This window comes from Nocardia sp. NPDC051900, assembly GCF_044452545.1.
GTDB classification, from domain to species: domain Bacteria; phylum Actinomycetota; class Actinomycetes; order Mycobacteriales; family Mycobacteriaceae; genus Nocardia; species Nocardia sichangensis.
The window spans coordinates 138,957-164,400 of record NZ_JBITBU010000017.1 but is presented as its reverse complement, the minus strand read 5'-3'; the positions used below and the strand labels follow the sequence as shown (position 1 = coordinate 164,400).

Below are 25,444 nucleotides of genomic sequence, written 5' to 3'. Positions count from 1 at the left end.
CAGTACCGCACCGAGAGAGGATGATCGCGCATGACCATGCTCAACCCGGAGACCGGGACCGTTCTGCGTACCAGCTACCAGAAATCCGTCGCCGCGTACTGGAACAACAACCCGAACGACGACCGGGTCAACACCAAACTCGGTGAGGTCGACGGGCTCTACCACCACCACTACGGCATCGGCGAGCCGGACCTGTCCGTGCTGACCGGCCCGGCGGACACCCGCGAGGAACGCATCGTCGCCGAACTGCACCGGCTGGAGACCGCGCAGGCGGACTTCCTGCTCGACCACCTCGGCGACGTCCGGCCCGGCGACCGGCTGCTGGACGGCGGCTCGGGCCGCGGTGGCACCAGCTTCATGGCCAACCAGCGCTTCGGCTGCCAGGTCGACGGCGTGACCATCTCCGAATATCAGGTCGGCTTCGCCAACGACCAGGCTGTTCACCGCGGCGTCGCGGACAAGGTGCGGTTCCACTTGCGCAACATGCTCGACACCGGCTTCGAGACCGGTTCCATGCGCGGGATCTGGACCAACGAGACCACGATGTACGTGGACCTCTTCGACTTGTTCAGCGAGTTCTCCCGCCTGCTGGAGCCGGGCGGACGCTACGTGTGCATCACCGGCTGCTCCAACGACGTGACCGGCGGTCGCGCGTCCTCGGTCAGTTGGATCGACGCGCACTACGGCTGCATGATCCATCCGCGCGGCGAGTACTTCCGCGCCCTGGCCGCGAACAACCTGGTGCCCATCTCCGTGACCGAACTCACCGCGGCGACCATCCCGTACTGGGAGCTGCGCACGCATTCCGAGCTCGCCACCGGCGTCGAGAAGCCGTTCCTGACCGCGTACCAGGAGGGGAGCTTCCACTACCTGCTCATCGCCGCCGATAAGGTGGGTAGGTGACCGACGCCCTCGCCCAGCCGTACACCGACCGCGAGGCCCTGCCCGTCGAACTCGTCGACGACGCGGGCCGCGCGGTCGGCGCGTGCACGGTCGCCGAGGCACACCTGGCCCCGGGACGACTGCACCGCGCGTTCTCCGTCTTACTGTTCGACTCGGCGGGCCGGGTGCTCTTGCAGCAGCGTGCGGCGGTCAAGACCAGGTTCCCCTCACTGTGGGCCAACACCTGCTGTGGCCACCCCGCACCCGGCGAACCGGTCGCTGCCGCGGCGGGGCTGCGGCTGGCCGAGGAAATGGGCCTGACGATCGCGCTCACCGAGGCCGGGATCTACCGCTACCACGCGGCGGACCTGCGCACCGGCCGCGTCGAATCCGAGTGGGATCACGTTCTGATCGGGCGCCTCGACATCGGCAACCCTCGACCGGATCCGGCCGAGGTCGCCGACTTCGCGTGGATTCAGCCGGACGCGCTACGCGACGCGCTGGCCGACAACCCGGACGCCTACACCCCATGGCTGGCCGGTGTCCTCGACGTCGCGGAACACGCGCACGTCACAGGAACCTCTGCGCCCTGATTCGTCGTATCGTTTTCTCCTGGTCCGAGGCAGCCGAACACATCTCGCCGACTGCGCAGGCGCGGCTGCCTCGATCCAGCCCGCGAATTCACGACGGCTTTCCCTCCCGAGCCGGTTGTAGCTCGACATACGCGCTGGTCGACCCACTCGGCACGGGTGCGTGACATCGATTGATGCGCATATCCATGTAACAACATGGAGTGAAACTGAGAGAACTCATAGGAACGGCACAGGCTGTGACCAGGACCGTTCTGCATCGTTGAGAGGTACGAGTTCTCGGTGAAGTGAGGTGCGTGATGGTGGAATTCGAGGTCACCGGAACGACGGTGACGGTGCACGTGCTCGGTGCGCATCAGCTGCTGGCGCTGCGCGACCAGCTGAGTTTCGACCTGTCCGCCGTCTCCGCGCTCGGCATGGCCGGGGTCGACCGCCGCCCGCCGTGGGTGCGCACGCCCGGCACTTTCTTCCCCGGCGTGATCGCGGCCGGGACCTTCCGCGGCAAGGGCCGCAAGGAATTCTGGGACACCCGATTCGACGGACACGCCATCCGTATCGACTTGGCGGGCGCGGACGTCACACGGCTCGTGGTCGACGTGGCCGACCCGGACGCCGAACTGCGCAAGCTCGCCATCGCGGTAGCCGCCTGAGCCTCGCTCAGGCGCCGAACGATCGCAGCGAGCCGGTGTAAGGCTTCGGCGGCGGCGCGGCGAATTCGCCCCGGCCGGACTTGCGCAGACCGAGCGTGAGCAGCGATTGGACGGTCAGGGTCGCCGCCGCCACACCGTCCACCACCGGCACGCCGACCTCGGCGCGCACGTGTGCGGACAGATCGGCCATCCCCGCGCAGCCGAGGACGATCGCGTCGGACCGGTCCGCCTCGACCGCTTCCCGGCACGCTTCGGTGACGATCTTGCGCGCGTCCGGATCGGTGTCGAGGGCGAGCACGGGAATCTCGCAGGCGTGGATACCGCGGCAGAAGTGCCGCATCCCGTAGCGCTCCGCCAGATCGGCCGCCCGGCCGACGGTCCGGCCCAGGGTGGTGACCACGCTGAACCCGCGACCGAGATGAGCGGCGGTACGCATAGCGGCCTCGGCGATCCCGATCACCGGTCCCCCGGCCAGCTCGCGCGCGGCGTCGAGACCGGGGTCGCCGAAGCAGGCCAGCACGTAGCCGTCGACCCCCTCGGCCTCCCCGCGCCGGATCGCGGCGAGCAGGCCGGGAACGCTGAGCGCTTCGTCGTAGTGACTTTCGATCGAGGCCGGTCCCATCTCCGAGGTCACCGCGTCGAGCAGGGTGCCAGGACCAGCGACGGCCCTGGCACACCGCTCGATCGTGTCGGTCATCGCCCGGGAGGTATTGGGGTTGACCACACGGATATGCATCAGGCCGCGCTCTCCCGCATCGCCGGCCGGGTGCGCGTGGCCAGGACGTAGTAGGCCACGAAGCCGAGGCCGCAACCGATGAACCAGCTGTACTGTGCCGCGGTGTACATACCGGTGACATCCTTGGCCAGCACCGGCATCACCGCGGCCAGCGCGCCGACCACCGTCGCGATCACCGCGGCCGGGTTGTATCCGCCGCGATACCAATAGCGTCCGCTGCTGGACATCGTGAACAGGTCGTCCACCGCCACGCGTTGCTTGCGTACCAGGTAGTAATCGGCGATGAGCACCCCGAACAGTGGACCGATGAAGGCGCCGAGCACCTCCAGCGTGTAGTGGATGACCTCCGGGTTGTTGTAGAGATTCCACGGCGTGATCAGCACCGAGCCCACCGCGGCGATCATGCCGCCCGCGCGCCAGCTGACGCGCTGCGGACTCACGTGCGAGAAGTCGAAGGCGGGCGAGATGAAGTTCGCGACGATGTTGATGCCGATGGTGGCGACAGTGAAGGTCAGTGCGCCGAGCACGATCGCGAAGGTGCTGTCGATGCGCGCCACCGTGGCGACCGGGTCGGTGATCAGCTCGCCGTAGACCGGCACCGTCAGCGAGGCGGTGATCACCACCAGCAACGAGAACAGCAGGAAGTTCAGCGGGAGACCGAGCAGGTTGCCCCGGCGGACCACGGCGAAGGACTTGCCGTACCGGGAGAAGTCGCCGAAGTTCAACATCGGCCCGGAGAAGTAGGAGACCACGAGCGCGATGGCGCCCAGCATCACGGGCACCGAATCCCATCCGGTGTACCGCACCGCGCCCAGGTTCAGATCGATCGCGCCCCAGCCGGCCTTCGCGATCAGGTAACCGCACAACAGGAACATCACCACGTACACCGCGGGCCCGCAGAAGTCGATGAACCGGCGAATGGACTCCATGCCCTGCCAGAAAACGCAGGCCTGCACCACCCACAGCGTCAGGTAGCTGCCCCAGCCGAGCAGCGACAGACCGAGGAATCCGTAGTCGCCTGCCACCGCGTACGGCGCGAGGGACGGAAACAGCTTCACCAGTACGACATCCAGTGCCGCCGAAGCGAGGAATGTCTGAATGCCGTACCAGGCCACCGCGATCAGCCCGCGGATGATCGCGGGGATATTGGCGCCGAGCACGCCGAACGCACTGCGGCAGATGACCGGGTACGGCACGCCGGTCACCTGACTCGGCTTGGCGACCAGATTGCAGAAGAAATACACCAGGGTGATCCCGATCAACAGGGCCACCAGTACCTGCCAGCTGGCCAAGCCGAGCGCGAACAAGCTACCCGCGGTGACATAGCCACCGACGCTGTGCACGTCCGACATCCAGAACGCGAAGATGTTGTAAGAGCCCCAGTTCTGCTTGCGCAGCGGCGCGAGATCGTCGTTGGTGAGCCGCGGGTCGTAGCCTGCGGGAGTGATCCGCTCGGGAGCGGGTGCCGCGGCGATGGTTTCGGTCATGGTGTTTCCCATCCGAAGGGTGAAACTGTGATCGAAACGACGGTAGGAATCGGCTATTGCCCGTCCATTGCGCGGTTATTGCCCGGCTATTGCGCGGCAGATATATCTTCCGGGGCGAGCAGACCGGTATCGGTGGGCAAGGTCGCGATCACGGACTCCAGCCTGCGATGGTGATGTTCGGCGACGAGCAGCAGGCGCTCGACGTCCCTGGCCAGGAACGCGTCCAGCATCAACGCGTGGTCGGTGTGCAGCCGCACTCGGTCGGCCCGGCCGATGTGCACCATCGACTGCACCGGCTCGGTGACGTTCCACGCCGCTTCGAGCATGTGCAGCAAGCGGAACATGCGTGACGGCCGGGTCAGCGCCACATGGAAGGTGCGCGACCCACGGTGGTAGGCGGCCGGGTCGTCGTCGCGTATCGCCTGTTCCAGGGCCTCGTTCACATCCAGCAGTTCGGCGCGGTCGGCGGCGGAGTGGTTCATGGCGGCCGCGGCGAGCGAGGCCGTCTCCAAGGTCTGCCGCACGATGTACATCTCGCGCAACTCGGCGGCGGTCAGTTGCGCCACCGTGTATCCGGCGTGCGGCTCGTGGGTGACCAGCCCCTCCCCGATCAGCGTCTTGAGCGCCTCGCGCACCGGAATATGGCTCACGCCGAACAGTTCCGCCACCTCGCGCAGCGGGATGACGGTGCGGGGCGGCACCGCCCCGTCGAGGATCACCCGGCGCAGTTCGCCGAGAATGATCTGCGGGCGGCCGGGTGTGTCGACGACCAACCTCGCGAGCAGCGCCGAACGTCGTCTCGGGGGCATGACAACACGCTAGGGGCAGCGTGTTGCGTTCCCGGTCACCCGTGTGACGGTCAGGAAACGTCTTCTCACAGTACCGACCGGTCGCGTGGTGGGTGCGGGTCCCGGCCACCGGTCTCGAGCGAAACGAGACACCTAGCATGGGATTGTTCGCGACGCCGCAGGCGCTGAAAGACAGGCACGGGTTTCGATGACAGATTCGGCAGGACAATTCGTAGATCGCCGCTTCGCGCGATTGGTGGCGGAGTTCGACCGGCTGTTCCGGCGTCCGTCCGACGGCGACGGAGCGCTGGCGGTCTACTTGCACGGCGAGCCGGTGGTCGACGTCTGGGCCGGTTACGCGCATCCGGATGTCCCGTGGGCGCACGACACCGTCGCGATGGCGTTCTCCACCGGCAAAGGGATCGCCAGCACGCTGGTGCATCGCCTGGCCGAGCGCGGCCTGATCGACTACGACGAGCCGCTCGCGACCTACTGGCCGGAGTTCGCGGCGGCGGGCAAGGAGCGCATCAGCGTGCGGGCGATGCTGACCCACCGGGCAGGGCTGCACCGGCTGCGCGGGCTGCTGCCCGGACCGGTCGAGCGATTCTTCGACGACGCCGCGGTCACCGCGGCGCTCGCGGCCGCCGCGCCCGATCCGCGGCACAAGGTGACCAGCGGCTATCACGGCATCACCTACGGACACCTCGCCGCGGAGCTGGTGCGCCGGGTGACCGGAACGGAATTCACCGACGCGCTGCGCACCGAGATCGCGCGACCGCTCGCGGCCGAGGAACTGTGGTTCCGCGTCCCGGCAGCCGAGCGCGGGCGTATCGCCACCAATTTCCCGCGCCTGACGGTCGCGGGCATGAGCTGGGAGCGTGGCTCGCGGATGCTCGCCCGCACCCGCTTCGCGGCCGCCGCCGACACCACCCCCGTGGGTTTCGCCGAGCTGGTAGCCGATCCGCGCCTGCACGACTCGGTGATGCCCGGCCTCAACGGCGTCTTCTCCGCCCGCGCGCTGGCCCGCGTGTACGGCGCGCTCGCCAACGGCGGGCAACTGGACGGGCATCAGCTGCTGCGCCCGGACACCATCGAGCAGATCACCCGGCGGCAGGTGTTCACCCCCGACTACGTGCTGGCCTTCCGTATTCCCTGGGCGCTGGGTTACCACGGCGTGCCGATGAAGCCGTCCAAAGCCGAACCCATCTCGGCTTTCGGCCATTTCGGCCTCGGCGGCTCCGGCGGTTTCGCCGACCCGGCGACCGGGATGTCGCTCGGCTTCGTCACCAATCGCCTGGGCAGCCGGATCACCCCGCTCGGCGACGCGCGCTTGGCGCGCTTGGGGACGCTGGCGCACAACCTCGCCAGAGCCGCCTGATCTCGTCTGCCCGAGTGGCAGCATGGCGCTATGGAGACGGTCGACATGCCGCGGATCGCGGCTGCCGCGCGGCTGCTGGACCCGGTGATCCGGCGCACGCCGCTGCTGGCCTCGCGAGTGTTGTCCGAGCGCGTGGGCGCCGAAGTGTGGCTGAAATGCGAGAATTTGCAGCGCACCGGGTCGTTCAAGCCGCGCGGGGCCTACAACCGAATCGCGAATTTGCCGCAGGAGGTTCGGGAGCGCGGCGTCGTGGCCGCGAGCGCCGGTAACCACGCGCAAGGCGTCGCGTGGTCGGCGGCCTCGCTGGGCATCGAGTCGACGGTGTTCATGCCGGTCGGGGCGTCACTGCCGAAGGTGACGGCGACCAAGGCATACGGTGCGCAAGTCCGCCAGGTGGGCGAGACCATCGACGAGTCGCTGGACGCCGCACTGGATTTCGCCGACCGGTCCGGCGCGACGCTGATCCATCCGTTCGACCATCCCGATATCGTGGCCGGTCAGGCCACCGTCGGCGTGGAGATCGCGGAGCAGCTGCCGCAGGTCGGCACGGTGCTCGTGCCCACCGGCGGCGGCGGGCTCTTGGCGGGAGTCGCGGTCGCGCTGCGGCATCTGGCGCCGAACGTCCGCGTCATCGGGGTGCAGGCGGCGGAAGCGGCCGCCTGGCCGGGCTCGCTTGCGGCGGGCCGCCCGATCCGCGTCGAGCGGATGTCGACGATGGCCGACGGCATCGCGGTCGGACAGCCCGGCAAAGTGCCGTTCGGCCATGTGGCCCAGCATGTTTCACGAATCGTGACGGTGGACGAGGAAGCGCTGTCGCAGGCGCTGCTGCTGTGCCTGGAACGCGCGAAGCTGATCGTCGAACCGGCGGGCGCCGCGGCGGTCGCCGCTCTGATGAGTATTTCGCCCGAGGAACTCGGCCTGCGGGGGCCGGTCTGCGCGATCCTGTCCGGCGGCAATATCGACCCGTTGCTGCTGACCCGCGTGATAGGTCACGGCCTGAGCGCGGCAGGTCGCTATCTCGCCGTGCGCGTGACGATTTCCGATCGCCCCGGCGCGCTGGGATCGCTGCTGGCGGTGGTGGGCAAGACGGGCGCAAGCGTGGTCGACGTGGCACACTCGCGCACCGGGACGTGGTTGGCCGTGGACGAGGTGGAAGTGGCGCTCACGCTGGAGACACGAGGTTCCGCTCATCGCGACGACGTGCTCACCGCCCTCGGGAACGCGGGATACGGGGTCCACGTATCGGATTGACCCGCGACAACTCGCGGGATGCCTCGCAACCGAAGTCAGTGCGCGCCGCCGAGTTCCAAGGCGAGCACGCCGAGTATCACGAGTCCGATGCCGCCGACCTGCACGAGGGTCAGCCGCTCGTCGAGGAACAGCACGCCGATCAGCGCGATCGCGGCGACGCCGATCGCCGACCAGATGCCGTAAGCCACCCCGATCGGCATCCCTCGCTTCAGCGCCTGGGCGAGGAAGAAGAACGCCGTGCAATAGCCGACGACCACGACGATCGAAGGGACGAGCTTGGTGAATCCGTCGGACAGTTTCAGTGAAACGGTCGCGGTCACCTCGGAGGCGATGGCCAAGGCGAGCAGCAACAAGGTCATTTTCGCAGCCTAGTCACAGCCGCGACCCGGCTCGGCCCGGCAGCAGTTGGCACAGGCCCTCCCAGTGCCGGGGATTCGCGGACCGGCGACCGTTGCCGACGTGCCGATACGCTCGGCCGATGCGTAGCTCGAACGTTGCGGTGACCGGTTTCCCCCTCGACGAAGTGACCTGCAACGAGTTGCCGTATGCCGAACGCGACGAGAGGTACCGGCGTTTGCACGAGTGGCCGGAACCGAGTTACGCGCATCGGTCCGGGCTGCGCATGATCTGGAAGTACGACGACGTGCGCGAAGTGCTGGACGCGACGACGCCGGGCATCTCCAACGCGAATTCGCTGGATCCCCTCGTCGGTTACGCGCGCATCGCGGCGACGCCCCGCGCCATCCCGCATTTCGTCCGGCACCTGGTTCCGCCACCCGCGAAGGCGACCGCCAACCTGTCCGACGACCTGTTGCACAAGCGGGTGTGGAATACCATGGCCGGGCCTTCCGGGCATTTCACCATCTCCCCCGCCGATCGGCCCGCCCGGGCCGCCGAGATGGCCGAGCACTTCCACGCGGCGGTGCGGGACGCGGGATTCCAGCCCGGCTCGCCGTTGGACGTGACTGCGTTGTCGATCGGTTATGCCGCCAGGACCGTCGGTGCGGCGGTCGGCTTGCCCGCATCGGACTGGCCGAACGTGGCCGCTTGGAGCGGAGCGCAATCGGGACTGCTCGGCCGGGTGATGCGCGGACGCGAACTGGCCGACGCGGTGAGCGCGCTCGGCTGGCTGTTCACCGTCAGCGGCAGAGCGGTCCGCGCGGGCCGCGGCAGCGAGGCGACCGGGTTCGCCCGCACACTGCGCGACGCCGGGCTGTCCCATCGGATCGCGGTATCCGCCATGGCGAATTCACTGGCCGCAGGCGTGCACACGGTGAGCGGCAGCATTCAGCAAGGCGTCCAGCGACTGCTCGGGGATCCGGACCGCGTCTGGTGGGATCTGCTCGCCGAGCCGAACGGCGGCGCACGGGTCGCGGCGAAGATCCTGCAACTCGATCCGGGACTGGTGGCATGGAAGCGTCGGGCCAGGACGCCGGTCGTACTCTCCAGCGGCACCCGGCTGCCCGCCGGACCGTTGCTCGTGATGTTCGCCGCGGCGAACCGCGACCCGGAGGCGTTTCCCGACTGCCTGGCGCTGGACCGGACCGGCAAGTTGCCGTTGACCTTCGGATTCGGCAGGCATGTCTGTCCCGGCAAGAGCATGGCCACGCTGGCGGTCGAGGTATTTCTCCGGCAGTTGCGCGAGCTGACGCCGGAGGCCGAACCGGCGCAACGGTTCGGCGTGGGTCCCCGGCGCCGCAGCGATCTGCTGTTCAGCGGAGCCGACATCACCGTCGTCGGATAGGCCGGGTCGCGGATCGCGGACAGCGGGCGGAGCCCGGGTTCAGTCCAGCCAGGCTCGCGCCGCGGCCGCCGCCTCGCGCACCTCCGCGAGCTGCGCCGCGACCTGGACACCGGCCGTACCGCCCCGGGCGTTGCGGGACGCGATGGAGCCCTGCACGGTGAGCACCTCGCGCACCTTCCCGGTCAGCGCCGGGTCGATCGCGGCGAACTCCTCGTCGGTGAGCTCGTCCAAGCCGACGCCGCGGGACTCGGCGGCACGCACGCACGCACCCGCCGCCTCGTGCGCGACCCGGAACGGAACACCCTGGCGGACCAGCCATTCGGCGATATCGGTGGCCAGCGTGAAACCCGCGGGCGCGAGTTCGGCCATGCGATCGGTGTGGAAGGTCAGCGTCGAGACCAAGCCCGCGATGGCCGGGAGCAGCAGTTCGAGTTGCGCGACCGAGTCGAAGAGAGGTTCCTTGTCCTCTTGGAGGTCGCGGTTGTAGGCCAGCGGCTGCGCCTTGAGGGTGGCCAGCAGGCCGGTGAGATTGCCGATCAGCCTGCCCGCCTTGCCTCGGGTCAGCTCGGAGACGTCCGGGTTCTTCTTCTGCGGCATGATCGACGAGCCGGTCGACCAGGCGTCGGCCAGCGTGACATAGCCGAATTCCGGTGTGCTCCAGAGGATCACCTCTTCGGCCATCCGACTCAGGTCGACGCCGATCATGGCGAGCACGAACGCGGCCTCGGCGGCGAAGTCCCGCGCCGAGGTGGCGTCGATCGAGTTGGCGGCGGCCGCGTCGAAATCCAGATCCGCGGCGATGGCCTCCGGGTCGAGTCCCAGGGAGGAGCCCGCCAGCGCGCCGGAACCGTAGGGCGACACCGCCGCGCGGCGATCGAAGTCGCGCAGCCGGTCGAGGTCGCGCAGCAGCGGGTGCGCGTGCGCGAGCAGGTGATGGGCCAGCAGCACCGGCTGCGCCGCCTGCAAATGGGTCTTACCCGGCATCACGGCGTCCGGATGCGCGGCCGCCTGCTCCACCAGCGCGTCGACCACCGCGAGCACGCCCGCGGCCACCCGGCGCACGCCGTCGCGCAGCCACATCCGGAACAGCGTGGCCACCTGGTCGTTGCGCGAACGCCCCGCCCGCAACCGGCCACCGAGTTCGGCGCCCACCCGTTCGATCAGGCCGCGTTCCAATGCGCCGTGTACGTCCTCGTCCGACTCGGCGGGGCCGAACGCGCCGGACCCTACGTCCGCAGCGAGGCGATCCAGCCCGTCGAGCATGCCGGACAGGTCGGTGTCGGAGAGCAGCCCTGCCTTGTGCAGCACACGCGCGTGCGCCTTCGACGCGCGGATGTCGTAAGGGGCCAGCGCCCAGTCGAAGTGCGTCGACTTGCTCAGCGCGGCCATGGCCTCGGCCGGTCCGGAGGCGAATCGCCCGCCCCAGAGCGCACCTTGGTTCGTGCTCATGCTCGTCCGCCTCTCCGCGTCTTCAGGCCGTACCAGTTGGGTGGGTGGTGGGTTTGCGTTCAGGTCTTGCGTTGGGTGTCGGTCGGGTTTTGGGCGTACCCGGTGAGTTACCCATGTTCTTGCGAGATCAGTTGGTGCGTTGATGCGCGAGATTAGTTGTGCGGTGGGTTGGTGTCGTTGGCTTGCGACTCACTCGTTCCGTTGGCTCGAGAAACGAGTTGTCGCGTCGGCGCGCGAGGTCGAGTGGTGCGTTCCTGCTCGACGCAGCCGGGCCGTTCGGTGGTTGCTCGACATTATCTGCCGGGAGCGGCCACGCGCGCCGGGGCCGAGGTGCTCGGAAGTCGCCTTTCGGCTGCACTGCTGCCCTGGTCAGCGCACTCCGAACGCCGATTCGAGACTACGACCTCGCGGGACGCGTCGGCGTGCCGGTGCTCGGTCGGGCACGGGCACGCCTGAGGCCTACTTCTGGTTCAGGTCGCGGCGAGCGGCGACCTTGGAGGACAGGCCGTGGATCTGGACGAAGCCCTTGGCCAGGGACTGGTCGAAGGTGTCGCCCTCGTCGTAGGTGGCCAGGTTGAAGTCGTAGAGCGACTGCTCCGAGCGGCGGCCGTTGACCACGGCGGAGCCGCCGTGCAGCACCATCCGGATGTCGCCGGAGACGTGCTGCTGGGTGTCCAGGATGAAGGCGTCCAGCGCGCGCTTGAGCGGGGAGAACCACAGGCCGTCGTAGGCCAGCTCGCCCCAGCGCTGCTCGACCTGCCGCTTGTACCGGCCCAGCTCGCGCTCGATGGTGACGTTCTCCAGGGCCTGGTGCGCGGTGATCAGCGCGATGGCGCCAGGAGCCTCGTAGATCTCCCGGCTCTTGATGCCGACCAGGCGGTCCTCGACCATGTCCAGGCGGCCGACGCCCTGGCGGCCGGCGCGGTGGTTCAGCTCGATGATCGCTTCCAGCACGCTGACCTGGCGGCCGTCGATGGCCACCGGAACACCCTTGTCGAAGGTGACGATGAGTTCGTCGGGAGCCTCGAAGTTGACGGTCGGGTCGGAGGTGTAGTCGTAGACGTCCTTGGTCGGGGCGTTCCACAGGTCCTCGAGGAACCCGGTCTCCACCGCGCGGCCCCAGACGTTCTGGTCGATGGAGAACGGCGACTTCTTGGTGACGTTGATCGGCAGCGCGTTCTCCTCGGCGAAGGCGATGGCCTTCTCCCTGGTCCAGGCGTAGTCGCGAACCGGGGCGATCACGTTCAGGTCGGGCGCGAGCGCGCCGATGCCGACCTCGAAGCGGACCTGGTCGTTGCCCTTGCCGGTGCAGCCGTGCGCGACGGTGCTCGCGCCGTGGAACTTGGCGGCCTCGACCAGGTGCTTGACGATGAGCGGGCGGCTGATCGCCGACACCAGCGGGTACTGGCCCATGTACATCGCGTTGGCCTGGATGGTGGGCAGGCAGTACTGGTCGGCGAACTCGTCGCGCGCGTCGACCACGATCGCCTCGACCGCGCCGCAGTCCAGGGCGCGCTGGCGCACCACGTTCATGTCCTCGCCACCCTGGCCGAGGTCGATGGCCACGGCCACCACTTCGGCGCCGGTCTCCTTGCCGATCCAGCTGATCGCGACGGAGGTGTCCAGCCCACCGGAGTAGGCGAGTACGACGCGCTCGGACATGTTCTGTGTGCTCCTCGATGGTTCGGTAGGTGTATCAGCAGTATGGCGGGTGTCCGAGCGGTGGGAAGGGCCCGGCCCCGACGCCTCGCGACCAGTCTTAACGGCCCTGCGTCGTTCTGCAAATGATTATGCACGATGATGCAAGCTCATTCATAATCGGGGTCGGGTTCCGCGCTCCGCTGGAGAGCCGGCACCCATCAGCCGTGCCCATGTACAGCCGCAGGATCTTCAGCTCGACCGACAAGTGAGCTGGATCGAAATCACTGTCGGCCTCCCCATGCTCAACCGCTCCCGACGCCTCGACTCGCCTCCTTCGCACTGGGCTGCGCCGGGGTCAACCTGACACACCGGGTGTGGGATTCGATGGTGCTGCATCGTTTCCGCACCGTGAACCAGGGCGGTGACGTCCTCGTCGAGTGCGCGCTGGGCCGCCCGTCGGGCGGCCGATCCCGGGTGGCCTCCTCGAGCGCAGAACGCGTACGGCTAGGTCATCTCCGGGTCGAGCCGGATCGCGCCGCCTTCGGTCTTCCGCCGGATGCCGCCGACGCGTGCCGAACGGGTCCTGTCGTTCAAGGCGGTGGCGCCGTCGAACTCGGCGCGCTCGACCCATCACAATCGGGTCGCGCCTCGCGCGCACTGGTCGATCGGCGGTAGCAGCCCTCGACCTACGATCACCCTATGTCGGAGCGGATCGACAAGCAGCAGACGGTCGGGGACGCCATCGCAAGGAAGGTCGAGGACCAGCGGGGTGCGAGGTCCCCGTGGGCGGAAGCGTTGCGCGAACTGGGAGCGGTCGACCGAGCGGCGTACCGAGCCGTGGCGGTGACTCCCACGCCTCAGTTGGACGATGCCTTTCGCCGGCTTTCGAAGGCGGCGAACTACTCACGTCTGTGGCTCGGCATCGCTGCGGTGATCGCCGCCCTCGGAGGTGGACGTGGACGCCAGGTGGCGCTCGAGGGTGTGCTCGCGATCGGTGCGACGTCAGCGACCGTGAATCTCGGCATCAAGCCTCTTGCCCACCGGCGGCGTCCGGAGCGACCCGACCCGGACCCGTTCGACGCCCGCCTCGTTCCGATGCCGGAGTCCGCGTCTTTCCCGTCCGGTCACGCGGCCTCGGCTTTTGCGTTCGCCTATACGGTGGGCCGGCACTACCCGGCGCTGGCAGTGCCGATCCGGTTGCTCGCCAGTGGGGTGGCCTATTCGAGGGTGCACACCGGCGTGCACTACCCCGGTGACGTCGTGCTCGGCTCGGTCCTCGGAGCCGGAACGTCGGCCATGGTGGCGGGCGTACGCGGCCGCAGGCATCGGTCGTCGAGGCGGAGAGGCGTCGTACCCGGCCGCCTACTCCGACGCCTGCCGGCGGACGGACGGTGAAGCGCTCCTCGGAAACTTTGCAGGTCGCGGGCGAGCGGAGGGCGAGGCGCCAGGATGCCGGGACGAGATGCGCACGCGGAGCACTGCCGGGCGAATGGCGAACCTGAGCGGCGCGTTCAGCACCACTGACTCGCCGTCGATACCCGCGTGCACGGGCGCGGGGGCGAAGACCTCGAAGTCCGGTGCGCTCCAAGCGCGCCCTGGAGGATGCCGCCTGGCATTCGGTGCGTCGAGAACGACGATGCCAAGTAGGCCGCTCTCGAGCGACGGGCGACTGCCCAGGACGGGAGGGCCCAAGGCGTAGGGGTTGTTCGAAACCAGCACGACGGCGAGCTGAGTGTGCTGGCGGCCTACGTCGTCGACGAGGTGCAGCGCCGGTGCCCTTCCACCGGGGCCGGCCACCCGATCGGCCGTCTCCACAAGAGTGCGCACCTTGGCGTCGCGATAGGCCGGATGGCGGACCGCCTCACCGTAGATCCCGAGTGAGACGTTGTTCACGAATGCGCGGCCGTTCACTTCTGCCAGGTCGATCCGGCGCTCGACCCCATCGGTGAACGCGTCGAGCGCGCCTGCCACGTCCTGCCGGTTCACTCCCAGGTCGAGCGCGAAGTGGTTACGTGTCCCGGCTGGGACGCAGATGAACGGCACACCCTGCGCGGCGGCGGCCGCTGCCACGACCGCGAGGGAGCCGTCGCCACCAGCCATCCCCAGCGCGTCCGCGCCCTGCCTCACCGCCTCCTCGACGCGCTCGGTGAGGCTCTGGCCGGGATCGAGAACGACCACCTTTATGCCGAGATCCCGTGCCCGTTCAGCAACCCTCGCGCGGCCGGCCGCCCCATCGCCCGACTTCGGGTTGACAAACAACACCGGCCGTAGCGGCGGGTGCACGGCACTCCAGCCACAACGGGCCGATCTCTGCTCGGCCGGGCCGCTGCTCGGCCGGGGTACCGGGGAGAAGGTCATGACCCTTTCCCCCGGCTGCCACCAGCTGCCGATGGCGACCTCGGATCGCCTTCGCAGACCCCACTGGTCGGGTTCCGCGGAGGATCGTTGTCCGCTCGTCGGCATCGGACTGACACGTCATGCCCCCATTGGCGGTTGCTGACCCTGACACTTCCGTATCTTACGTCTCGGTCCACGGCGACCCGGTACGACGACGAAAGAAATGTGCCCCTGACCAGCGAATTCCTCAGCTCATGTGTGCAGGAGTCGTCGAGCAGCTGCCCGGAAGCCCTGCCGACGTACCCCCACCTCGGGAGGGAAGACCAATGGATCTACTCACGCAGTTCGAGAGAAGGTCATTGGCGGTTCGACGAATCAGGCACGGAGTCGGGGACGGATCAGGCTAGTTGTTCGATCTTCGCGGCTACTTCCGCACCGGTCAGGGGTTCGCGCGCGATGACGGCGATGGTGTCGTCGCCCGCGATGGTGCCGACGATGTACGGCAGGGCCGCGCGGTCGAGAGCGCTGGCCAGGTAGTGAGCCGCGCCGGGCGGGGTGCGCAGGACCGCGATGTTGCCGCTGGCGTCGGTGGAGACCAGCAGGTCGCCGAGCAGCTTGGACAGCCGGTCGGTGCCGCCGGTGACGCCGCGGACGGGACTGCCGTCCTCGGGCACCACGTAGACGCCCGCGCCGCCGTCGGCGGCACGCAGTTTCACCGCACCCAGTTCGTCCAGGTCGCGCGACAGCGTCGCCTGCGTGGTCTCGATGCCCTCGGCCGCGAGTAGCGCCGCGAGTTCGGTCTGGCTGCGTACCGAGTGCGCCGACAACAATTCGACGATGCGCGACTGCCGCCCGGCGCGGGTGCGTGCGATGGCCGGGCTGCTTCGTCCCGATTCGGACTGCGAAAGGCTCACGACCGCACCTCGCTGGGGCGCCGGATCGGCGTACGCGGCTGAGCGGGGTGCACGCGCTGACACGCCCTCACCGCCGCACCTCGCTGAGGACGGATTCGCCCGCTGGGCACGGTGAGCACGAGCCATGCCGGTGATACGCACGCCCTCGCTCACGCTGCGCCCTTCCGGCACGAGCGGAGCCGGTCCCGCTCCGCTGCCTCTTGACCCGACCGCTCACGCCGAGCCCCCTGATCGTCGCTCCAGCAGCCAGACCAGCAGCGCCTTCTGCGCGTGCAGGCGGTTCTCGGCCTCGTCCCACACCACGCTGTGCGGCCCGTCGAGCACCTCGTCGGTGACCTCTTCGCCACGGTGCGCGGGCAGGCAGTGCAGCACGACCGCGTCCGGCTTCGCGTGCGCGAGCAGCTCGGCGTTGAGCTGGAACGGGCGGAACGGACCCACCCGGTCCAGGCCGTCGTTCTCCTGCCCCATGGACGTCCACGTGTCGGTGACCAGCGCGTCGGCTCCCCACGCGGCGGCGACCGGATCGCCGGTCACCGTGACGGTCGCGCCGGTTTCGGCGGCACGCTTGCGCGCGGCCTCCACCACCCACGGCTGCGGCTCGAACCCGGCGGGCGCGGCGATGGTCACGTTCAGACCCGCTGTGACGCCGCCCAGCAGCAGCGAGTGCGCCATGTTGTTGGCGCCGTCGCCGAAGTAGGCCAGTTCGCGGCCGGTCAGGTCGCCCTTGTGCTCGGCGAGCGTCTGCAGGTCCGCGAGCACCTGGCAGGGATGGAACTCGTCGGACAGCGCGTTGACCACCGGCACCGTCGCGGTGGCGGCCATCTCGTCCAGCCGGGACTGCTCGAAGGTGCGCCACACGATGGCGTCCACGTACCGGGACAGCACCCGGCCGGTGTCGCCGAGCGTCTCCTCCCGGCCCAGCTGGGTGTCGCGGCCGTCGACGACCACCGCGTGCCCGCCGAGCTGGGCGATGCCCATCTCGAAGGAGAACCGGGTGCGGGTGGAGTTCTTCTCGAAGATCACGCCGACGCCGCGCGGACCCTCCAGCGGGCGCCGCGCGAACGGCGACTTCTTGAGTTCGGCCGCGAGGGCGAGGATCTCGGCCTGCTCGGCCGGGCTGACATCGTCGTCACGCAGGAAATGCCGCACGGAAGTCATTGCGCCGCAGCTCCTTTCGCGTCAGCGAGCGCGGCGTCGAGGATCCCGGGCAGGTCGGCGACGAAATTGTCGGCCTGGGTCTCGGTGAGCACCAGCGGCGGCGCCAGCCGGATCACGTCGGGCTTGGCCGGGTTGACCAGGTAGCCCGCTTCCCGCGCCCGCGCCTCGACCTGTGCGGACACCTCGTCGGTGAGCACGATGCCCAGCAACAGGCCCGCACCGCGCACCTGATCGATGAGCGGATGCTCGAGCAGTTCGATGCCGTCGCTGAGCCGCTTGCCGACCGACTCGACGTGCGAGAGCAGGTCGGTCTCATCGATCGTGCGCAGCACCGCGAGCGCCGCCGCGGCACACACGGGATTGCCGCCGAAGGTGGTGCCGTGCATGCCGGGGGTGAGCAGATCGGCCGCCCGCCCGGTGGCCAGCACCGCGCCGATCGGCAGTCCGCCGCCGAGGCCCTTGGCCAGGGTGATCACGTCCGGGACGATGCCGACGGCCTGGTGGGCGTAGAACTTCCCGGTCCGGCCGATGCCGGTCTGCACCTCGTCCAGCACCAGCAGCGCACCCTTGCGCGCGGTGATCTCCCGCGCCTTGGCCAGGTAGTCGAACGGCGGTACCACCACGCCGCTCTCCCCCATCATCGGCTCGAGGAACACCGCGGCGGTGTCCTCGTCGACCGCGGCCTCCAGCGCCGCGGCGTCGCCGTAGGGCACGTGCACGACGCCGGGCGGCATCGGTTCGAACGGGGTGCGCTTGGACGGCTGCCCGGTGAGGGCGAGCGCGCCCATGGTGCGGCCGTGGAAGGCCTCCTCGCAGGCGACGAGCTTGGGCCGCCCGGTCAGCCGGGCGATCTTGAACGCCGCTTCGACGGCCTCGGTGCCGGAGTTGCAGAAGAACGCCCGGCCTTCGCCGTCGCCGAAGTGCGCGAGCAGCCGCTCGGCCAGCTCGACGACCGGCTCGCTGGCATACAGATTCGACACGTGTCCGAGCGTGCCGAGCTGCTGGGTGACCGCCTCCAGAATCGCCGGGTGCGCGTGCCCGAGGCTGTTGACCGCGATGCCGCCGAGGAAATCGACGTAGCGCTTGCCGTCCGCGTCGTAGACCACGGCTCCCGCGCCGCGGACCAGCGCGACCTTCGGTGTGCCGTAGTTGTTCATCAGCGCGGCGGACCACCGCTGCTGCAGTTCAGCTGTGCTCATTGTTTCGTTCCGTTCGGCGCGCCGGACCCGTTCGGGATGAGCGGGGCGGGCGTCACCATCGTTCCGATTCCTTCTCCGGTGAACAGTTCCAGCAGCACGGCGTGCGGGACCCGGCCGTCGATGACATGCGCGGTCGGCACCCCGGCCGTCACGGCGCGCAGGCAGGCTTCCATCTTGGGCACCATGCCCGCATCGAGGCGTGGGAGCAACTCGGCCAACGCTTTCGTATCGATGCTGGAGGTGAGCGACGACCGGTCGGGCCAGTTCGTGTACAGGCCTTCGACGTCGGTGAGCATCACCAGCTTCTCGGCGCCGATGCCCTCGGCGAGCGCCGCGGCGGCGGTGTCGGCGTTGATGTTGTGCACCACGCCGTCGGCGTCCGGGGCGATGGTCGACACCACGGGAATTCGGCCCGCCCCGATCAGGTCCAGCACGGCATCCGGGTTCACTTCGGTGACGTCGCCGACCAGCCCGATGTCGGTGGGCTCGCCGTCGACCTCGACCGTGCGGCGGGTCGCGGTGAACAGCCGGGCGTCCTCACCGGAGATGCCGACCGCGTACGGGCCGTGCGAGTTGATCAGGCCGACCAGCTCGCGGCCGACCTGACCGAACAGCACCATCCGCACCACGTCCATCACCTCGGGTGTGGTCACCCGGAAGCCGCCGCGGAATTCGCCTTGCAGCCCGAGCTTTTTCAGCATCGCGCTGATCTGCGGGCCGCCGCCGTGCACCACCACCGGGTGGACGCCGACCGTGCGCAGGAACGCCATGTCGGCGGCGAAGGCCCGCTTGAGGTCGTCGTCGACCATGGCGTTGCCGCCGTACTTCACGACGACGATCTTGTCCCGGAACTTCTGCAACCACGGCAGGGCGTCGGCCAGGACGTGGGCCTTGTCCAACGCCGAAAGCGTGTGCAACACATCGCTGGTCATGAGCTGTAGGCCGAGTTCTCTTCGACGTAACCGTGCGAGAGGTCGGTGGTGCGGATGGTCGCGCGCGCGGAGCCGACGTTCAGGTCGATCAGCACCTCGATGTCGGCGCCGGACAGATCGACCTCGCGTGCGCCGGGCGCGCCCACGCCATCGATGCACACCGGTTTGCCGTTGAACGACACCGAGATCCGGTTCGGGTCCAACGTCACCGGCGCCATGCCGACCGCCGCGAGCACCCGGCCCCAGTTCGGGTCGGATCCGAACAGCGCCGTCTTGACCAAGCTGTCGCGGGCGACGGTGCGCGCCGCGGCCACGGCCTCGTCCTCGGTGACCGCGCCGGCGACGGTGACCAGCACCCGCTTGGTGACGCCCTCGGCGTCGGCCATCAGCTGGGCGGCCAGATCGTCGCAGACCGCGAGCACGGCGGCGTCCAACTCCTCCTGGCTCGGGCTGACCTCGCTCGCGCCGTTGGCCAGCAGCAGGACGGTGTCGTTGGTGGAGCAGGAGCCGTCCACGTCGAGCCGGTCGAAGGTGCGCGCGGTGGCGTTGCGCAGCGCGCGGTCGAGCTGATCGGCGGTCACCGCCGCGTCGGTGGTGAGCACGACCAGCATGGTCGCCAGCGACGGTGCCAGCATGCCCGCGCCCTTCGCCATGCCGCCGACGTTCCACTTGTCGCGGTGGTGGAACGCCGCCTCCTTGGGCACCGTGTCGGTGGTCATGATGGCCCACGCGGCATCAGCGCCGCCGGACAGGCCGCCGCCCATCTCGTGCACGATCTCGGTGACGGCGGGGATCAGTTTGTCCATCGGAAGCCGGTCACCGATGAGCCCGGTGGAGCAGACCGCGATCTCCCCCGCTCCGGTCTCGGTGCCCCAGTTGCTCAGCGCGGCGGCGAGTTCCTCGGCGGTCTTGTGCGTGTCCTGGAATCCGCCCGGGCCGGTGCAGGCGTTGGCTCCGCCGGAGTTCAGGATCACCGCGCGCAGCCGCTTGCCGGTCAGCACCTGCTGCGACCACAGCACCGGAGCGGCCTTCACCTTGTTGCGGGTGAACACGCCCGCGGCCGGGTACTCCGGCCCCTCGTTGAACACCAGCGCCAGGTCCGGCTTGCCGCTGACCTTGATGCCCGCGGCGATGCCCGCCGCGCGGAAGCCGAGCGGTGCGGTCACGCCCTGGGTGCGGACCAGCTTGCCGCTGGCGGTGTCGGTCGATGTCACGGTGCCACTCCTACGGTGGAAAGTCCTTCGGTCTCCTCGAAGCCGAGGGCCAGGTTCATAGATTGCACCGCGGCGCCCGCGGTGCCCTTGGTCAAGTTGTCGATCGCGCCGATCACCACGAGCACGCCCGCGTCGGCGTCCACGGCCACCTGCAGGGTGACGGCGTTGGAGCCGAGCACCGACCCGGTCTGCGGCAGCGCGCCCTCCGGCAGCAGGTGCACGAAAGGCTCGTCGGCATAGGCTTTTTCGTAGACCGCGCGCGCCTGCGCCGCGTCGACGCGAATCGGTGCGGTGCAGGTGGCCAGGATGCCGCGCGGCATCGGCGCGAGTACCGGCGTGAAGGACACCGTGACGTCCGTGCCGCCTGCCGCCGTGAGGTTCTGCGCGATCTCCGGGGTATGCCGGTGCGCGCCCGCGATCCCGTAGGCCCGCGCCGAACCCATCACCTCCGACCCCAACAGCCCGATGTCCAGCTTGCGGCCCGCTCCGGAGGTGCCGCTCACCGCGACCACGTGCACGGTGGGCTCCACGATGCCCGCGGCGACGGCGGGAGCCAGCGCGAGGCTGGCGACGGTCGGATAGCAGCCGGGGACCGCGATCCGCGTCGCACCCCGCAGCTTCTCCCGGCCGCCGGGCAGCTCGGGCAACCCGTAGGGCCAGCTGCCCGCGTGCGGGCTGCCGTAGTATTTTTCCCAGGCCTCGGGGTCGGTGAGCCGGAAGTCGGCGCCGCAGTCGACGATCACGGTGGACTCGGGCAACTCGGCGGCGATGGCCGCGGACTGACCGTGCGGCAGGCCGAGGAAGACCACGTCGTGTCCGGCCAGTTCGGCGGCCGTGGTCGGCGCGAGCACCCGATCGGCCAGCGGCAGCAGATGCGGCTGCAGCTCCCCCAGCGGGGTACCCGCATTGGAGCCCGCGGTCAGCGCCCCGATGACGAGGCGCCCGGTTCGGTAGGCCGGATGCCCCAGCAGCAGACGCAACACTTCGCCGCCCGCGTACCCGCTGGCACCGGCTACCGCGACCCGCACGGCGGGTCCGCCCGAGGAATCAACCATGTGATGATTATGCATGACTATGCAAGCTCATTCACAGCCTGGTCGCCGGGAGCGGTTCACGACCACCAGATACCCGCCGCGTCGTCAGGCGAAACGGCGAGCTCGCGGTATCGGTCCCGCGAGCAACGGCGCATTGTTCCGCCGCAGGTCAGCGCAGTAGTTCGGGCGCGATGCCCAGCGTATCCGCCAGCCCGGCCTCGCCTCGCGCCGTCACGCGCACGGCGCGCCCGCTACCGATCCGCTTGATCCACGCCAGCTCGATCATGCGGCGGCAGAGTTGCGCGCCCGCCGCGCCGCCCAGATGAACGCGGCGCTCGGTCCAGTCCAGACACGGACGGACGATCGGCCGTCGCGTGGCGCGCAGCGCGGCGGGGTCGACGCCCATCGGCCCGGTGAGCCACGCCGAGCCGGACTCCGTCAGCGCGAACCCGCTGTCGCCGCGCAACAGGCCCTGCGCGGTCATCGCGTCGGTGACCGCCACACCCAACCGACCCGCGAGATGGTCGTAACAGGTGCGGCCACGGGCCAGCGCGGCAGCGGCGGTCGCGGTGCGCAGCCCGGTCGCCGGGGCGGCGGGCGGGCCGAGATGGGCGACCATGGCCTCGAGCAGGTCCGCGACCCGCGGCCCGGCCAGCCGCAGGTAGCGGTGCCTGCCTTGCCGATGCTCGAGCACCAACCCGCCGTCGCGCAGCCGGTCCAGGTGTTGCGTCGCGGTGGACGGCGCGACACCGGTATGGCGCGCGAGTTCGCCCGCGGTCCAGGCCCGTCCGTCCAGCAGCGCGAGGCAGATGTCGGCGCGGGTGCGGTCGGCGAGCAGAGCGGCCAGGCCCGCCAGTTCGGCTCCTCGATCGGACATCACCTCATCATGGCGCGTCGTCGTTTCGGCGGGCGCCGAAACGTCCCGTGGCTACGGCAGCATGACTTCGTCTTCTCCGGCGGCGCCCGCGCCGACCAAGTTCGAAATCTTCCGCGCTTTGCACCACCGCGACCTGCCCCTGGTGCTGCCGAACGCCTGGGATTTCGCCTCGGCGGCGTTGCTGGCGACCGAGGGATTCCCGGCGATCGGCACCACCAGCCTGGGCGTGGCCGCCGCGGCGGGGCTCGCCGACGGTGCGGGCGTCACGAAGGCGGAGACCTTCGACGCCGCCCGGCGCCTGGGCCGGCTGCCCATCCCGATCACCGTCGACATCGAGGGCGGGTTCGACGAGCGGCCCGAAGCGGTCGCCGATTTCGCCGGACAGCTCGCCGCCTGCGGGATCGCGGGTATCAACCTCGAAGACGGCCGCGCGGGTTCCGCTCTGGCCGACCCACGGCACCAAGCAGCGCTGATCGGCGCGATCAAGGACCGCACGCCGCAGCTGTTCGTCAATGCCCGCGTCGACACCTACTGGCTCGGCCTCGACCACGGCTCCACACACGAGCGTGCGCGGCGCTACGCTGCGGCCGGAGCCGACGGCGTGTTCGTGCCCGGCGTGGCCGACCCGGCCCGCGTCGAGCGGATCGTCGCGGCGACCGAGCTGCCGGTGAACGTCCTCTATTCGGCCACCGGCCCCGGGATCGCGACGCTGGCAGACCTGGGCGTCCGCCGGATCAGCACCGGATCGCTGCTCTACCGCGCGGCGCTGTCGGCCGCGGTGGACGTGGCCCGCGCCGTGCGGCACGACGCTCCCGTCGCGCCGGGCATCGTCAGCTATTCCGACATCCAACGCCTGCTGCCTGAGAAGTGAGTCCGCCCGATGGCACGGTGCCGGAAAATTGGGCGGAAAATATTCCGCGCTCGCTGTCGATACGCCGGTCGTCCGTTCGTGTACGTGGTGAGACCGGCGCCGCGCCGGTCGCGGAAGGAGCGGAGATGAGCAAGATCATCGCGGTGGAGCATCTGAGCTTGGACGGCGTCATGCAGGCGCCCGGCCGGGCGGATGAGGACAGCAGGGACGGATTCGCCCACGGCGGCTGGGCACACCGGCACGACGACCCGGTGCAGGCGGAGGTCATGGGCAGGCATATGGCGGCCAACCGCGGCGCGCTGCTGCTCGGCAGGCGCACCTACCAGGATTTCGCGGGATACTGGCCGCGACAGGTCGGCGATCCGATGGCCGAGGCGCTGGACAAGACCGAGAAGATCGTCGCCTCTCGCACCGGAAGCGGGCCGCTGGCCTGGCAGAATTCGACCTGGCTCGGCGGCGACGCGGCGACGGCGGTGCCCGGAATACAGCGGCGGCAGCCGGACCGGAACCTGGTGGTACTCGGCAGCGGTGACCTGTTGCGCTCTCTGATGCGTCACGATCTCGTGGACGAGTACCTATTGCTGACCCACCCGCTGGTGCTCGGCACCGGTCGTCGCCTGTTCGACGGCGTGGGGCCGGTCGGCCTGCGGTCGGTCGACACCGTGGTGACGGGCACCGGTGTCGTCATCACCACCTACCGGCGTGCGTGAGGGAGGACGACGGAATGAAGAACTATCTGCTCGGCATCTACCAGCCCGACGACGGCGTGCCGGACAACCTGGACGAGATCATGCGCGATCTCGCGGCGCTGAACGACGAGATGCGGGCGGCGGGAGCCTGGGTGTTCGCGGCGGGCCTGCACGCGCCGAGCACCGCCACCGTGCTGCGCGCCGAAGGCGACGACATGCTGATCACCGATGGCCCGTATGTCGAGGGCAAGGAGCACATCGGCGGGTTCACCGTCATCCGCGCCGCCGATCTCGACGAGGCTCTGGAGTGGGGCCGCAGGCTCGCCGCCGTCGTCGCTCTGCCCATCGAAGTCCGTCCGATCCGAGACGAATAGATGAGCGAGGCCGTGACCGGCTCGGTGATCGAAGCGGTGTTCGCCGAGCACTACGGCCGTGCGGTGGCGAGCTTGATCCGCGTGTTCGGAGACATCGGCGTCGCCGAGGACGCGGTGCAGGACGCGTTCGCCGCCGCCGTCCAGCGCTGGCCCGCCGACGGTGTCCCGCCGAGCCCGCCCGGCTGGATCATCACCACCGCGCGCAACCGGGCGATCGACCGCCTGCGCCGCGATGCCTCCCGGGCGGACCGGCACGCGCAGGCCGCACTCCTGCATGCCGAGGACGAACCGTTGGAGCCCGTGAGCGCCGTGCGCGACGACCGCCTCCGGTTGATCTTCACCTGCTGCCACCCCGCCCTCGCGCAGCAGGCGCGGGTGGCACTGACCCTCCGGCTGCTCGGCGGGTTGGGCACCGCCGAGATCGCCCACGCATTCCTGGTCTCGGAAGCGACCATGGCGCAACGCTTGGTGCGCGCCAAAGGCAAGATCCGGGATGCCCGCATTCCCTACCGGGTGCCCGCCGACGCCGAGCTGCCCGCCCGGCTGCGCGCGGTACTCGCCGTCGTGTATCTGATCTTCACCGAGGGGCACACCGCCTCCTCCGGCGCGCGGCTGGTCCGGGCCGACCTCTGCGCCGAGGCGATCCGCCTCGGGCGCTTGCTGGCAGGGCTGATGCCGGACGAGCCCGAGGTGACCGGACTGCTCGCGTTGATGCTGCTGAGCGAGTCCCGCCGGGCCGCCCGCACGGGTGCCGACGGCTCTCTCGTCCCGCTCGCGGAGCAGGATCGCAGCCGGTGGGACCGCGACCTCGTCGCCGAAGGACACGCACTCGTCCGGCAGTGCCTGCGCCGCAACCGGCCGGGGCAGTACCAGCTGCAGGCGGCGATCAACGCGGTGCATGCCGACGCGCCCACCGCCGCGGCCACCGACTGGACCCAGATCCTGCGGCTCTACGACCAGCTCGCCGCACTCACGCCGAGTCCGATCGTCGCGCTCAATCGCGCGGTCGCGGTCGCCGAAATACACGGTCCGGCAACGGCCTTGACACAGGTGGACGCCCTGCCCCTGGCGGGGTACCACCTGTTCCATGCCATCCGCGCCGACCTGTTGACCCGGCTCGGCCGCACCGAGGAGGCCACCGCCGCCTACGCCGCCGCCATCGCCCGCACCGAGAACGCCGCCGAGCGCAGTTTCCTGGCGCGTCGGCGCGCCGAACTCGGTGGGCAACCACGCCGGAGCGATTGACGGC

Annotated in this window: 25 protein-coding genes; 11 read left to right on the top strand and 14 right to left on the bottom strand. The window is 69.6% G+C overall.

Annotated elements, in window-relative coordinates; all coding sequences use genetic code 11:
- Nucleotides 1-30: 30 nt before the first annotated feature.
- From ACIA5H_RS27105 to ACIA5H_RS27095, 3 genes are all read left to right on the top strand, one after another.
- The gene (locus tag ACIA5H_RS27105) at nt 31-903 is read left to right on the top strand and encodes a geranyl diphosphate 2-C-methyltransferase (RefSeq protein ID WP_397078171.1); all 873 of its coding nucleotides are present in this window, start codon (nt 31-33) and stop codon (nt 901-903) included.
- On the top strand, nt 900-1,475 hold the full coding sequence (idi, locus tag ACIA5H_RS27100; protein WP_397078169.1) for an isopentenyl-diphosphate Delta-isomerase: 576 nt from the start codon (nt 900-902) through the stop codon (nt 1,473-1,475). The genes ACIA5H_RS27105 and idi overlap by 4 nt, the downstream gene beginning before the upstream one ends.
- A 296-nt stretch (nt 1,476-1,771) precedes the next feature.
- Entirely contained in the window at nt 1,772-2,122 is a 351-nt protein-coding gene (locus ACIA5H_RS27095) for a hypothetical protein (RefSeq protein WP_397078167.1), read from the top strand.
- Between the two features lie 7 nt (nt 2,123-2,129).
- On the opposite strand, the gene ACIA5H_RS27090 is transcribed toward ACIA5H_RS27095, so the two are convergent.
- The 3 genes from ACIA5H_RS27090 to ACIA5H_RS27080 all read right to left on the bottom strand — a co-directional run bounded on the left by ACIA5H_RS27090 (nt 2,130) and on the right by ACIA5H_RS27080 (nt 5,154).
- The gene (locus ACIA5H_RS27090) at nt 2,130-2,858 is read right to left on the bottom strand and encodes an aspartate/glutamate racemase family protein (RefSeq protein WP_397078165.1); all 729 of its coding nucleotides are present in this window, start codon (nt 2,856-2,858) and stop codon (nt 2,130-2,132) included.
- Nucleotides 2,858-4,345 carry an NCS1 family nucleobase:cation symporter-1 gene (locus ACIA5H_RS27085; RefSeq protein WP_397078163.1) on the bottom strand — a complete coding sequence of 496 codons (1,488 nt, stop codon included), beginning with the start codon at nt 4,343-4,345 and terminating at the stop codon, nt 2,858-2,860. The genes ACIA5H_RS27090 and ACIA5H_RS27085 overlap by 1 nt, the downstream gene beginning before the upstream one ends.
- Before the next feature lie 86 nt (nt 4,346-4,431).
- Entirely contained in the window at nt 4,432-5,154 is a 723-nt protein-coding gene (locus ACIA5H_RS27080; protein WP_379256173.1) for a GntR family transcriptional regulator, read from the bottom strand.
- 187 nt (nt 5,155-5,341) lie between these two features.
- Between ACIA5H_RS27080 and ACIA5H_RS27075 the strand changes: the two genes are divergently transcribed.
- Complete coding sequence (locus ACIA5H_RS27075; RefSeq protein WP_397078161.1) at nt 5,342-6,511, top strand: serine hydrolase domain-containing protein; 1,170 nt, start codon at nt 5,342-5,344, stop codon at nt 6,509-6,511.
- A gap of 30 nt (nt 6,512-6,541) precedes the next feature.
- Nucleotides 6,542-7,762 carry a threonine ammonia-lyase gene (gene ilvA / locus ACIA5H_RS27070; RefSeq protein ID WP_397078159.1) on the top strand — a complete coding sequence of 407 codons (1,221 nt, stop codon included), beginning with the start codon at nt 6,542-6,544 and terminating at the stop codon, nt 7,760-7,762.
- Nucleotides 7,763-7,797: 35 nt separating this feature from the next.
- On the opposite strand, the gene ACIA5H_RS27065 is transcribed toward ilvA, so the two are convergent.
- On the bottom strand, nt 7,798-8,121 hold the full coding sequence (locus tag ACIA5H_RS27065) for a multidrug efflux SMR transporter (RefSeq protein WP_355080710.1): 324 nt from the start codon (nt 8,119-8,121) through the stop codon (nt 7,798-7,800).
- Between the two features lie 119 nt (nt 8,122-8,240).
- On the opposite strand from ACIA5H_RS27065, the gene ACIA5H_RS27060 reads away from it, so the two are divergent.
- Nucleotides 8,241-9,506 carry a hypothetical protein gene (locus ACIA5H_RS27060; RefSeq protein ID WP_397078156.1) on the top strand — a complete coding sequence of 422 codons (1,266 nt, stop codon included), beginning with the start codon at nt 8,241-8,243 and terminating at the stop codon, nt 9,504-9,506.
- A 39-nt stretch (nt 9,507-9,545) separates the two neighbouring features.
- Here the strand turns inward: ACIA5H_RS27060 and argH are convergent, their stop codons facing one another.
- Nucleotides 9,546-10,955 carry an argininosuccinate lyase gene (gene argH / locus ACIA5H_RS27055; protein ID WP_397078154.1) on the bottom strand — a complete coding sequence of 470 codons (1,410 nt, stop codon included), beginning with the start codon at nt 10,953-10,955 and terminating at the stop codon, nt 9,546-9,548.
- A 459-nt stretch (nt 10,956-11,414) separates the two neighbouring features.
- Complete coding sequence (locus ACIA5H_RS27050) at nt 11,415-12,617, bottom strand: argininosuccinate synthase (protein ID WP_355080705.1); 1,203 nt, start codon at nt 12,615-12,617, stop codon at nt 11,415-11,417.
- A gap of 678 nt (nt 12,618-13,295) precedes the next feature.
- On the opposite strand from ACIA5H_RS27050, the gene ACIA5H_RS27045 reads away from it, so the two are divergent.
- On the top strand, nt 13,296-13,991 hold the full coding sequence (locus tag ACIA5H_RS27045; RefSeq protein ID WP_397078152.1) for a phosphatase PAP2 family protein: 696 nt from the start codon (nt 13,296-13,298) through the stop codon (nt 13,989-13,991).
- On the opposite strand, the gene ACIA5H_RS27040 is transcribed toward ACIA5H_RS27045, so the two are convergent.
- The 8 genes from ACIA5H_RS27040 to ACIA5H_RS27005 all read right to left on the bottom strand — a co-directional run bounded on the left by ACIA5H_RS27040 (nt 13,959) and on the right by ACIA5H_RS27005 (nt 22,261).
- Nucleotides 13,959-14,954: a diacylglycerol/lipid kinase family protein gene (locus ACIA5H_RS27040; protein ID WP_397078150.1), complete on the bottom strand. Its 996-nt coding sequence runs from the start codon at nt 14,952-14,954 to the stop codon at nt 13,959-13,961. The genes ACIA5H_RS27045 and ACIA5H_RS27040 overlap by 33 nt on opposite strands.
- A gap of 377 nt (nt 14,955-15,331) precedes the next feature.
- A complete protein-coding gene (locus ACIA5H_RS27035; protein ID WP_397078148.1) occupies nt 15,332-15,847 on the bottom strand; it encodes an arginine repressor in 516 nt (171 codons plus the stop codon).
- A gap of 213 nt (nt 15,848-16,060) precedes the next feature.
- Nucleotides 16,061-17,005 (bottom strand): ornithine carbamoyltransferase, encoded by a 945-nt coding sequence (argF, locus tag ACIA5H_RS27030; RefSeq protein WP_379256160.1) that lies wholly within the window; start codon nt 17,003-17,005, stop codon nt 16,061-16,063.
- A complete protein-coding gene (locus ACIA5H_RS27025) occupies nt 17,002-18,204 on the bottom strand; it encodes an acetylornithine transaminase (RefSeq protein ID WP_356968995.1) in 1,203 nt (400 codons plus the stop codon). The genes argF and ACIA5H_RS27025 overlap by 4 nt, the downstream gene beginning before the upstream one ends.
- Entirely contained in the window at nt 18,201-19,136 is a 936-nt protein-coding gene (argB, locus tag ACIA5H_RS27020; RefSeq protein WP_355080696.1) for an acetylglutamate kinase, read from the bottom strand. Before argB ends, ACIA5H_RS27025 begins: the two co-directional genes overlap by 4 nt.
- Nucleotides 19,133-20,350, bottom strand: a complete 1,218-nt coding sequence (argJ, locus tag ACIA5H_RS27015; protein ID WP_355080694.1) for a bifunctional glutamate N-acetyltransferase/amino-acid acetyltransferase ArgJ — start codon at nt 20,348-20,350, stop codon at nt 19,133-19,135. Before argJ ends, argB begins: the two co-directional genes overlap by 4 nt.
- Nucleotides 20,347-21,405, bottom strand: a complete 1,059-nt coding sequence (argC, locus tag ACIA5H_RS27010) for an N-acetyl-gamma-glutamyl-phosphate reductase (RefSeq protein WP_397078144.1) — start codon at nt 21,403-21,405, stop codon at nt 20,347-20,349. The genes argJ and argC overlap by 4 nt, the downstream gene beginning before the upstream one ends.
- 148 nt (nt 21,406-21,553) lie before the next feature.
- On the bottom strand, nt 21,554-22,261 hold the full coding sequence (locus ACIA5H_RS27005) for an ArsR/SmtB family transcription factor (RefSeq protein ID WP_397078142.1): 708 nt from the start codon (nt 22,259-22,261) through the stop codon (nt 21,554-21,556).
- A 61-nt stretch (nt 22,262-22,322) separates the two neighbouring features.
- Between ACIA5H_RS27005 and ACIA5H_RS27000 the strand changes: the two genes are divergently transcribed.
- The 4 genes from ACIA5H_RS27000 (at nt 22,323) to ACIA5H_RS26985 (ending at nt 25,440) form a co-directional block, all read left to right on the top strand.
- Complete coding sequence (locus ACIA5H_RS27000; RefSeq protein ID WP_397078140.1) at nt 22,323-23,132, top strand: isocitrate lyase/phosphoenolpyruvate mutase family protein; 810 nt, start codon at nt 22,323-22,325, stop codon at nt 23,130-23,132.
- A 125-nt stretch (nt 23,133-23,257) separates the two neighbouring features.
- Entirely contained in the window at nt 23,258-23,842 is a 585-nt protein-coding gene (locus ACIA5H_RS26995) for a dihydrofolate reductase family protein (RefSeq protein WP_397078137.1), read from the top strand.
- Between the two features lie 14 nt (nt 23,843-23,856).
- A complete protein-coding gene (locus tag ACIA5H_RS26990; RefSeq protein ID WP_397078134.1) occupies nt 23,857-24,195 on the top strand; it encodes a YciI family protein in 339 nt (112 codons plus the stop codon).
- Entirely contained in the window at nt 24,196-25,440 is a 1,245-nt protein-coding gene (locus ACIA5H_RS26985) for an RNA polymerase sigma factor (protein WP_397078132.1), read from the top strand. It abuts the gene before it with no gap.
- Nucleotides 25,441-25,444 lie beyond the last annotated feature (4 nt).